General features: G+C 28.8%; 8 protein-coding genes, 7 tRNA genes and 2 rRNA genes (1 of these 17 cut by a window edge). 4 read left to right on the top strand and 13 right to left on the bottom strand.

From position 1 onward, the window contains the following. Position 1: 1 nt before the first annotated feature. The 13 genes from SMPYRVIR_RS00460 to queA all read right to left on the bottom strand — a co-directional run bounded on the left by SMPYRVIR_RS00460 (position 2) and on the right by queA (position 6,313). Positions 2–370: a ribosomal protein bL12 gene (locus tag SMPYRVIR_RS00460; protein WP_246980161.1), complete on the bottom strand. Its 369-nt coding sequence runs from the start codon at positions 368–370 to the stop codon at positions 2–4. After that, positions 360–911, bottom strand: coding sequence for a 50S ribosomal protein L10 (gene rplJ / locus SMPYRVIR_RS00455; protein ID WP_246980159.1), 552 nt, complete (start codon positions 909–911; stop codon positions 360–362). The genes SMPYRVIR_RS00460 and rplJ overlap by 11 nt, the downstream gene beginning before the upstream one ends. A gap of 26 nt (positions 912–937) precedes the next feature. Next, positions 938–1,570 (bottom strand): 50S ribosomal protein L1, encoded by a 633-nt coding sequence (locus SMPYRVIR_RS00450; RefSeq protein WP_246980157.1) that lies wholly within the window; start codon positions 1,568–1,570, stop codon positions 938–940. Further along, entirely contained in the window at positions 1,560–1,991 is a 432-nt protein-coding gene (gene rplK / locus SMPYRVIR_RS00445; protein WP_246980154.1) for a 50S ribosomal protein L11, read from the bottom strand. The genes SMPYRVIR_RS00450 and rplK overlap by 11 nt, the downstream gene beginning before the upstream one ends. A 14-nt stretch (positions 1,992–2,005) precedes the next feature. Then, positions 2,006–2,079 (bottom strand) — tRNA-Trp (locus SMPYRVIR_RS00440). Positions 2,080–2,091: 12 nt separating this feature from the next. After that, positions 2,092–3,279, bottom strand: coding sequence for an elongation factor Tu (gene tuf / locus SMPYRVIR_RS00435; protein WP_246980484.1), 1,188 nt, complete (start codon positions 3,277–3,279; stop codon positions 2,092–2,094). A 22-nt stretch (positions 3,280–3,301) separates the two neighbouring features. Further along, a tRNA-Thr gene (locus SMPYRVIR_RS00430) sits at positions 3,302–3,374 on the bottom strand. 8 nt (positions 3,375–3,382) lie between these two features. After that, positions 3,383–3,454: transfer RNA gene (locus SMPYRVIR_RS00425), tRNA-Gly, on the bottom strand. Positions 3,455–3,462: 8 nt separating this feature from the next. Continuing rightward, a tRNA-Tyr gene (locus SMPYRVIR_RS00420) sits at positions 3,463–3,544 on the bottom strand. A gap of 4 nt (positions 3,545–3,548) precedes the next feature. Continuing rightward, positions 3,549–3,625, bottom strand: a tRNA-Thr gene (locus SMPYRVIR_RS00415). A gap of 40 nt (positions 3,626–3,665) precedes the next feature. Continuing rightward, positions 3,666–4,289, bottom strand: a complete 624-nt coding sequence (locus SMPYRVIR_RS00410) for a hypothetical protein (RefSeq protein ID WP_246980482.1) — start codon at positions 4,287–4,289, stop codon at positions 3,666–3,668. Next, positions 4,290–4,703 carry a SufE family protein gene (locus tag SMPYRVIR_RS00405; protein WP_246980480.1) on the bottom strand — a complete coding sequence of 138 codons (414 nt, stop codon included), beginning with the start codon at positions 4,701–4,703 and terminating at the stop codon, positions 4,290–4,292. Positions 4,704–4,723: 20 nt separating this feature from the next. Further along, a complete protein-coding gene (gene queA / locus SMPYRVIR_RS00400) occupies positions 4,724–6,313 on the bottom strand; it encodes a tRNA preQ1(34) S-adenosylmethionine ribosyltransferase-isomerase QueA (protein ID WP_246980478.1) in 1,590 nt (529 codons plus the stop codon). A 73-nt stretch (positions 6,314–6,386) separates the two neighbouring features. On the opposite strand from queA, the gene SMPYRVIR_RS00395 reads away from it, so the two are divergent. The 4 genes from SMPYRVIR_RS00395 to SMPYRVIR_RS00380 form a co-directional block, all read left to right on the top strand. Beyond that, positions 6,387–7,923, top strand: a 16S ribosomal RNA gene (locus tag SMPYRVIR_RS00395). A 30-nt stretch (positions 7,924–7,953) separates the two neighbouring features. Then, positions 7,954–8,028, top strand: a tRNA-Ile gene (locus SMPYRVIR_RS00390). 4 nt (positions 8,029–8,032) lie between these two features. After that, a tRNA-Ala gene (locus SMPYRVIR_RS00385) sits at positions 8,033–8,106 on the top strand. 27 nt (positions 8,107–8,133) lie between these two features. Further along, a 23S ribosomal RNA gene (locus tag SMPYRVIR_RS00380) occupies positions 8,134–8,742 on the top strand (it continues 2,280 nt past the right edge of the window). Together the 16S and 23S rRNA genes with 2 tRNA genes alongside form the textbook arrangement of a ribosomal RNA operon.

Raw genomic sequence — 8,742 nt, 5'->3', positions numbered from 1 at the left:
ATTATTTTAATTCAGCTATAGCCCCTATTTGGTCAAATTCTTTTATTAATAAATCAGCTTCTGTTTTGTTTAAATTATTTTTTATGAGACTTGGAGCACTATCTACTATATCTTTGGATTCTTTTAAGCCTTTTCCAGTTATATTTTTTATTAGTTTTATAGTAGCTAATTTAGACTTTCCACTTGATTTAAGATATAAATCAAAGATTTTCTTTTTTATTTCTTTTTTTTCCTTTTTTTTATTATTTATTTGTGTATTATGTACTGGAAATTCTTCTATTCCATATTTTTCTTTAAGAATCTTAGATAAATCATTGATTTCTAAGACTGTTAATTTTACTAATTCTTTTGCTAAGTCTTTAGTTTTCATTTTGAGAATCATTTTGAGAAACTTTATTCAGTTTTAATCTGAATATTAATATTGAGATTTTATTTAAATATATCAAATTTTTTGATATTAAAATTTTAATATTTTTTATTAAAATAGTTAATAATTCTTTTTTAGATTTAACATTTCTTAAATATTTAAGTGATTTTTCACCAAAATATAAATTATTTTCTGATAATGCTAACTTAAATATTTTTTTTATAGATAATTTCTCTTTTTTTATAAATTTTAATAATAATTCTGCTGGAGCTTTATTAAATTGAGACCACATTAAAGTAGTATTTTGTCTTAGAAAAGGAATAATATCAAGAATATTAGAATTGTTGGTAAGTTCTATGCTTTTTTTTAATAAAGTATTTGTTATAACTTTAATTTTTATTTTGTTTTTCTTACTTTTTTTTCTTAAATAAGCTTGTTGTGAAGCCTTTAATCCTTTTATATTTATAAAGTAAAAATTTAAGGATTGGTTTAACAATAGATCCCTGAAATAAAGAATAATTTTTTTTTTATTATTTTTTTTCATTATTAATTCTTAATATAAGTTAATATTTAATATATTAAATAACTAGTACCCATTGTACTTGATAAGTATATTTTTTTAATTAATTCACCTTTTAAGGTATTATTTTTTTTACGTTTTAAATAGTTAATTAAAAATTGGATATTACTTATAAGCTGTTGATTATGAAAATTTATTCTACCAATAGAAGAATGAATAATACCATATCTATCTGATTTTAAGAAGATTTTACCATTTATAATTTCATTAATAATCTTTTGTGGGGAATTAGTTACAGTACCTAAAACTGGATTGGGCATTAGTCCTTTAGGACCTAAAATCTTCCCTAATTGACTAACAAGTTGCATTGTTTTGGGAGTAGCTATTATGATATCAAATTTAATAAATTTTGTTTTTATTTTCTCTATATATTTCTTATATCCAATTTTAAGATTTTTTTCTTTGATATTATATAATTCTTTTCTTTTTTCTTTTTCAATTAAAGCTAATATTTTATATTTCTTCCCATTTCCATAGGGTAAAGGAATGGCTTCTCTTATAGGAAGATTTTGATTTTTATAATCTATATTTAAGATTATATCAATATCAATTGAGAAATTGATATTTTTTTTATTATTTTTTTTAATTTTATATAAAGCTTTTTTTATCGTTTTATTCTTCATCTTTTATTTCTATTCCTAAAGTTTTAGCAGTACCTATTACCATATTAATGGCAGATTCTAATTTGAAACAATTCATATCTTTTATCTTTTCTTTGGCTATATTTTTTATAATTTTAGTAGAAAGAACTCCTATTTGTTTTTTTTTGGATTCGTTTGAACCTTTGTTAAGATTTAAGGATTCTAATAATAAATAAGATGTTGGGGGTTTTTTGATATTTATTTTAAAAGATTTATCTTCATTTATTTTGATCACTACTGGTATTAATTTACCAATTTGATTTAAAGTTTTTTTATTATACTTTTTACAAAAGTCCATAATATTTATTCCTGCAGCTCCTAATATTGGACCTATTGGGGGTGATGGATTGGCTAGACCTCCTTTTATATTTAATTTAATAATTTTAATCGGTTTTTTTTTCATTTTTTTGTTTTTATCACGGATGGTAAGATTTGAACTTACGACCTTCGGTTTTGGAGACCGATGCTCTTACCAATTGAGCTACACCCGTTTATTTGGTTTGTTATTCTAAGATTTTAGTAATTTTTCCAGCACCTACTGTATGACCTCCTTCTCGAATGGCAAATTTTAAACCTTCATTTAAGGCTACTGGTTGTAGTAATTCTACTTCTAAGGTTAGATTATCTCCAGGCATTACCATTTCTATTTTATTTAAAAATTGTATTTTCCCAGTAACATCAGTAGTTCTTAAATAAAATTGAGGTTTATAATTGTTATAGAATGGGGTATGTCTACCTCCTTCTTCTTTTTTTAGAATATATATCTCAGCTCTAAATTTTCTATGTATTGATACTGTACCAGGTTTTGCAATTACCATTCCTCTTCTTATATCTTTTTTTTCTATACTTCTTAACAAAAGGCCTACATTATCTCCTGCTTCTCCTTTGTCTAAAATTTTTCTAAACATTTCTACTCCTGTTACTATACTATTTATTTTATTTTCACTAAAACCAATAATTTCAACGGAATCACCAGTTTTAATTATACCAGATTCTATTCGTCCAGTTGCAACTGTTCCTCTTCCTGTTATTGTGAAAACATCTTCAACAGGCATTAAAAAGTCTTTTTCTATTTGTCTTTTTGGAAGCTTTATATGTTTATCTACTGCATTCATTAATTCTTCAATTTTAATTTCCCATTTTTTAATTCCATTTAATGCACCTAAAGCCGATCCAGTTATAATTGGAATATTTTTACCATCATATTCATATTTAGATAATAATTCTCTTATTTCTAATTCTACTAATTCAACTAGTTCTTTATCTTCAACCATTTCTATTTTATTTAAAAATACTACTAGATTAGGTACGCCAACTTGTCTAGCTAATAAGATATGTTCTCTAGTTTGTGGCATTGGACCATCTGTTGCTGATATTACTAATATGGCACCATCCATTTGAGCTGCACCTGTTACCATATTTTTAATATAATCTGCATGACCTGGACAATCTACGTGAGCATAATGTCTTAAAGTAGTTTCATATTCGACATGTGAAGTATTAATTGTTATTCCTCTTTCTTTTTCTTCGGGTGCATTATCTATAGCACTAAAATCCTTGGCTTGTGCTAAACCTTTTTTGGATAAAACCTTAGTTATAGCTGCGGTTAGGGTAGTTTTGCCATGATCTACATGCCCAATAGTTCCGATATTTAAATGTGGTTTTTCACGTTTAAATATTTCTTTTGCCATTAAATTTAACTTTAACTTTAATAGCCAATGACGGGAATTGAACCCGTTTCTACTTTCATACCAAGAAAGTACTCTACCAATTAAGTTACATTGGCTTAATACAAGCGGAAAACGGGATTTGAACCCGTGCTTTCAGCTTGGAAGGCTGATACTCTACCTACTAAGTTATTCCCGCTTTTAAAATGGGGTGAGTAGGATTCGAACCTACGAAGGATAATCCAGCAGATTTACAGTCTGATCTCGTTGTCCACTTGAGTATCACCCCTGTTTGGAGCCGGAAAAGGGATTCGAACCCTTGACTCCGAGATTACAAATCACGTGCTCTAACCTACTGAGCTATTCCGGCAACTATTATATAATTATATATAATTATATTTTAGATATAATTATATATAATTATATTTTAGATATAATTTATCTTTCTCTTTAAAAAAGAGATTGTTTTTATATTTTGAATAAACTATATTAATAAAATATTTACTATTAATAAAATAATACTTAATTTTATTTAATTTAAGAATATTAGATAACTCTAAATATAAATCATATCTAGTATATAAAAAAAAGGTTTTAATTAGATTTTTCTTTATTAATTGAAAGAAATGATACTTATTAATATTAAAAAATATTTTTTTTCCAAAGTAAAGAATATTATATTGAGAATATTTATCTTTTATAAGAAGAAAGAAATTATTAGATTCTTCTTTTAAAGAAGGCTTAAAATTAAAAGATATTAGAGGAATATTAAGAGCATAAGAAATCCCTTTTGCTGCTGCTAAACAAATTTTTAAACTAGTATATGAACCTGGACCATTATTAAAAGCAATAGAGTCTAAAAAAATAAACTCGAAATTACAAATTTTTAATATTTTTATTATAAATAAATGTAATATATTAATATGTTGGAAATATAAATTATAAAAATTAATATTTTTTAATAAAATATTTTTATAGCTTAAAGAGATAGAACAAATTGTAGTAGAAGTTTCAATTATCAAAATAAAAGCCATTTATATTAGATATTTAACAGCTTGATACCTAATATGGTTTAATATAATTTTAAGAGCGTTATTTCTCTTATTGGAAAAAAAAGATTTTAAAATTTTATTTTTAAATAAAAAAGATCTATAATTAATAATATTAATAGGTAAATTATTACTATAAATTTTTGTTAAAAAGAAAGTTAAAGCTCTAATTATAATAGAATCACTATATGACAAAATAAATATATATTTTGTTTTATAAAAAAAAAATAACCAGATTTTAGTTTGACAACCCCTCAAAAGATTATTCTTATTAAGAAAAAAAGGAGAATAATTTATTTTTTTTCCAACGTAGATTAAATATTTATAAATATTATTTTTACTTTTTAGAGTAGAAAAAATATGTAAAATTTTTTTTTCTCGATAAATAAGAGAATTCATTAATTTAAAATAATTTCTTTTTAAAGAATTAACATAGCATCTCCAAAATTATAAAATTTATATTTTTCCTTAATTGCTATATCATATGCCTTCATTAAAAATTCATATCCAGTAAAAGCAGATAATAAAGGAATTAAGGTAGATTTTGGTGGATGGAAATTAGTTAGTATAGAATTAACTATATTAAATTTATAATAAGGATAAATAAATTTATTAGTCCATTTTTTATTAGGATTCAAAGTATTATATGTAGAAACAGAACTTTCTAAGGCTCGTAAAGTACTAGTACCAACTGCACAAACTTTTTTTTGCGATTTTAGACTAGAATTAATAAGTTTACAAGCCTTTATAGGAATATTAAAATATTCTTCTTTCATTCTATGTTTTTGAAGGTCTTCAACAAGTATTTTTTCATAAGTATTAGTACCTAAGTGTAAAGTAATATAAGAAAAATTTACTCCTTGTAATTCCAGTTTTTTTAATAATAATTTAGAAAAATGTAAACCAGGAAAATGAGGTGAGGTTGAACCGGCTTTTTTAGCATAGATAGTTTGCATCTTGGAAAGATCAAGAAAAGAATTTTTAAAATCTGTATATATATCAGATTGTATTTTTCCTAAATGATTAATCTTTCTTTTAAATTCTTTATTAGGTAAGTCACTATTAAATTTTAATATTCGTCCTTTAGAGATAGTATTATCATGTACTACTGCAAGCATTTTTTCATTATTTTCATCTAAAAAAAACAGTCTATTTCCAATTCTAATTTTACGTGCTGGTTGAACAAGAACTTCCCAAGATTTTTCTTTTTTGTTCACTTCTCTAAGTAAATAGACTTGAATATTGTCACCAGTTTTTTCTTTTTTACCATATAATATAGATTTATACATTTTGGTATTATTAAATACTAGAGTATCGCCATTAAAAAAATAATTATTAAAATTATATATATATTGGTGATCAATAGACATATTATCTCGATTTAAAACCATAAGTCGTACTTTCTCATTATCAATTCTAGGTTTATTAGGAATTAGTTTTTTAGGGACTGTAAAATTAAAATCAGAAGTTTTAAAATTAATTAAAATATGTTTTGATATATTATAGCTATCTTTTTTCCTAGACTTCTTAGACTTAGACTTATTAGAAGACTTAGACTTAGACTTATTAGAAGACTTAGACTTAGACTTATTAGAAGACTTAGACTTAGACTTATTAGAAGACTTAGACTTAGACTTATAAGAATTAGAACTAGAAATAGAAGAAGAAGAATTAGAACTAGAAATAGAAGAAGAAGAATTAGAACTAGAAATAGAAGGAGAAGAATTAGAACTAGAAATAGAAGAAGAATTAGAACTAGAAATAGAAGAAGAATTAGAAATAGAACTAGAAGTAGCATAAGGATTCTTTAAGTATAGTTTTTTTAAGTATAGTTTTTTTAAGTATAGTTTTTTTTGATTTGGATTCGTTAAGTATAGTTTTTTTTGATTTGGATTCGTTAAGTATAGTTTTTTTTGATTTGGATTCGGATTCGTTACTTTTTTAACTACTTTTTTGTTAACGTTAACTACTACTTTTTTCCCTACTTCTTTTTTCCCTACTTTTTTCATTGTTAAAAACGAAAGTTATTTTTAAATATAAAAATAACTAATAAGAAAAAAAGAAAAGAATAATAAGTTAACAACTACGAAGAGTTTGATCCTGGCTCAGGATAAACGCTAGCAACGAACTTAACACATGCAAGTCGAGGGGCAGCAAGAAATAAGGGGACTTATTTTGTTGGCGACCGGCAAACGGGTGAGTAAAACATATGTAACCTACATTATGCAGAGGAATAGTTCAAGGAAACTTGAAGTAATACCTCATAATACAAGTTTTTAAGAAGAAAACTTGTTAAAGTATTAACGGCATGAAATGGGCATATGTCTGATTAGCTAGTTGGTGTGGTAAAGGCTCACCAAGGCAATGATCAGTAGGGGACCTGAGAGGGTGTACCTCCACATTGGTACTGAGACACGGACCAAACTTCTACGGAAGGCAGCAGTGAGGAATATTGGTCAATGGAGGCAACTCTGAACCAGTTACGTCGCGTGCAGGAAGAAGGCCAGAAAGGTTGTAAACTGCTTTTGTATATGAATAAAAAATTCTACTTGTAGAAATAATTGAAGGTAATATACGAATAAGTATCGGCAAACTCTGTGCCAGAAGCCTCGGTAAGACAGAGGATACGAGCGTTATCCGGAATTATTGGGTTTAAAGGGTGCGTAGGTTGTTTTTTAAGTCAGTAGTGAAATCTGACAGCTTAACTGTCAAACTGCTACTGATACTGTAAAACTAGAGTGAGGTAGGAGTAACTGGAATGTGTGGTGTAGCGGTGAAATGCATAGATATCACACAGAACACCGATAGCGAAAGCAGGTTACTAGATCTCAACTGACACTGAGGCACGAAGGCGTGGGTAGCGAACAGGATTAGATACCCTGGTAGTCCACGCAGTAAACTATGATCACTAACTGTTGGATAGAAATAGAAAAAGATTCAGTGGTTAAGCTAAAGTGATAAGTGATCCACCTGAGAAGTACGATCGCAAGATTGAAACTCAAAGGAATTGACGGGGGCCCGCACAATCGGTGGAGCATGTGGTTTAATTCGAAAATACGCGAAGAACCTTACCAAGACTTAAATGTACTACGAATAAACTAGAAATAGTTTAGTCTTAGGACGGAGTACAAGGTGCTGCATGGTTGTCGTCAGCTCGTGCCGTGAGGTGTAAGGTTAAGTCCTTCAACGAGCGTAACCCCCATTATTAGTTACCATCGGTTTAGCCGGGAACTCTAATAAAACTGCCAGCGCAAGCTGAGAGGAAGGTGGGGATGACGTCAAATCATCACGGCCCTAATGTCTTGGGCCACACACGTGCTACAATGGTCAGGACAAAGAGTAGCAAATGGGTAACCATAAGCAAATCTCCAAACCTGATCTCAGTTCGGATTAGAGTCTGCAACTCGACTCTATGAAGCTGGAATCGCTAGTAATCGCATATCAGCCATGGTGCGGTGAATACGTTCCCGGGCCTTGTACACACCGCCCGTCAAGCCATGGAAGTTGGAAGTACCTGAAGTCAGTGACGTAAAAGAATCTGCCAAGGGTAAAGTCAATGACTGGGGCTAAGTCGTAACAAGGTAGCCGTACCGGAAGGTGCGGCTGGAACATTTAAGATATATTTGATTTAATAAGATAAGTCTTGTAAAGTCTTGTAGCTCAGTTTGGTTAGAGCACTACACTGATAATGTAGAGGTCCGGGGTTCAAATCCACGCAGGACTAATAAGGGGGATTAGCTCAGTTGGTTAGAGCCATTGCTTTGCAAGCAGTAGGTCATCGGTTCGAAACCGATATCCTCCAATAAATTTAATATAATTTCATTTTATTTAATAAGTAACTTAAGGGCGTTTGGTGGATGCCTAGGCTCTGAGAGAGGATGAAGGACGTGAATAGCAACGAAAAGTTACGGTGATTTGCTAAAAAGAAATAGATCCGTAAATGTCCTAATGGGGTAACCTGCTAATATTTAACATTAGCATCTTTTAAAAGAGCATAAACCTGGGGAACTGAAACATCTTAGTACCTGGAGGAAAAGAAAACAATAGTGATTCCGAAAGTAGTGGTGAGCGAAATTGGAAAAGCCTAAACCATTTACATATATGTGAATGGGGTTGTAGGACTAAAATCTGGTAGACTATTCTATAGTAGAATAATTTGGAAAAATTAACCCAAGAAGGTGAAAGTCCTGTCTACGAAATAGGAATAGATATCTATTAGTATCCTAAGTAAGATGGAACACGTGAAATTCTGTCTGAATCAGCCAGGACCATCTGGCAAGGCTAAATACTTCTCAGAGACCGATAGTGAACAAGTACCGTGAGGGAAAGGTGAAAAGAACTTCTAAAAGAAGAGTGAAATAGATCCTGAAACCATTCGCCTACAAGCAGACGGAGCTTTTTATTAAAAAGTAACGTCGTGCCTTTTGCATAATGAACC

The sequence above is a fragment of the Candidatus Karelsulcia muelleri genome, from assembly GCF_022985615.1.
Taxonomy (GTDB): Bacteria; Bacteroidota; Bacteroidia; order Flavobacteriales; family Blattabacteriaceae; genus Karelsulcia; species Karelsulcia muelleri_G.
Note: the sequence above shows the minus strand (reverse complement) of the source record. Positions and strands in the feature narration are given on the sequence as shown.

Bases quoted from the DNA above. Each gene is read 5' to 3' on its own strand.
- SMPYRVIR_RS00460 (WP_246980161.1), bottom strand. From the start codon at position 370: ATGAAAACTAAAGACTTAGCAAAAGAATTAGTAAAATTAACAGTCTTA.
- rplJ (WP_246980159.1), bottom strand. From the start codon at position 911: ATGAAAAAAAATAATAAAAAAAAAATTATTCTTTATTTCAGGGATCTA.
- SMPYRVIR_RS00450 (WP_246980157.1), bottom strand. From the start codon at position 1,570: ATGAAGAATAAAACGATAAAAAAAGCTTTATATAAAATTAAAAAAAAT.
- rplK (WP_246980154.1), bottom strand. From the start codon at position 1,991: ATGAAAAAAAAACCGATTAAAATTATTAAATTAAATATAAAAGGAGGT.
- tuf (WP_246980484.1), bottom strand. From the start codon at position 3,279: ATGGCAAAAGAAATATTTAAACGTGAAAAACCACATTTAAATATCGGA.
- SMPYRVIR_RS00410 (WP_246980482.1), bottom strand. From the start codon at position 4,289: ATGGCTTTTATTTTGATAATTGAAACTTCTACTACAATTTGTTCTATC.
- SMPYRVIR_RS00405 (WP_246980480.1), bottom strand. From the start codon at position 4,703: ATGAATTCTCTTATTTATCGAGAAAAAAAAATTTTACATATTTTTTCT.
- queA (WP_246980478.1), bottom strand. From the start codon at position 6,313: ATGAAAAAAGTAGGGAAAAAAGAAGTAGGGAAAAAAGTAGTAGTTAAC.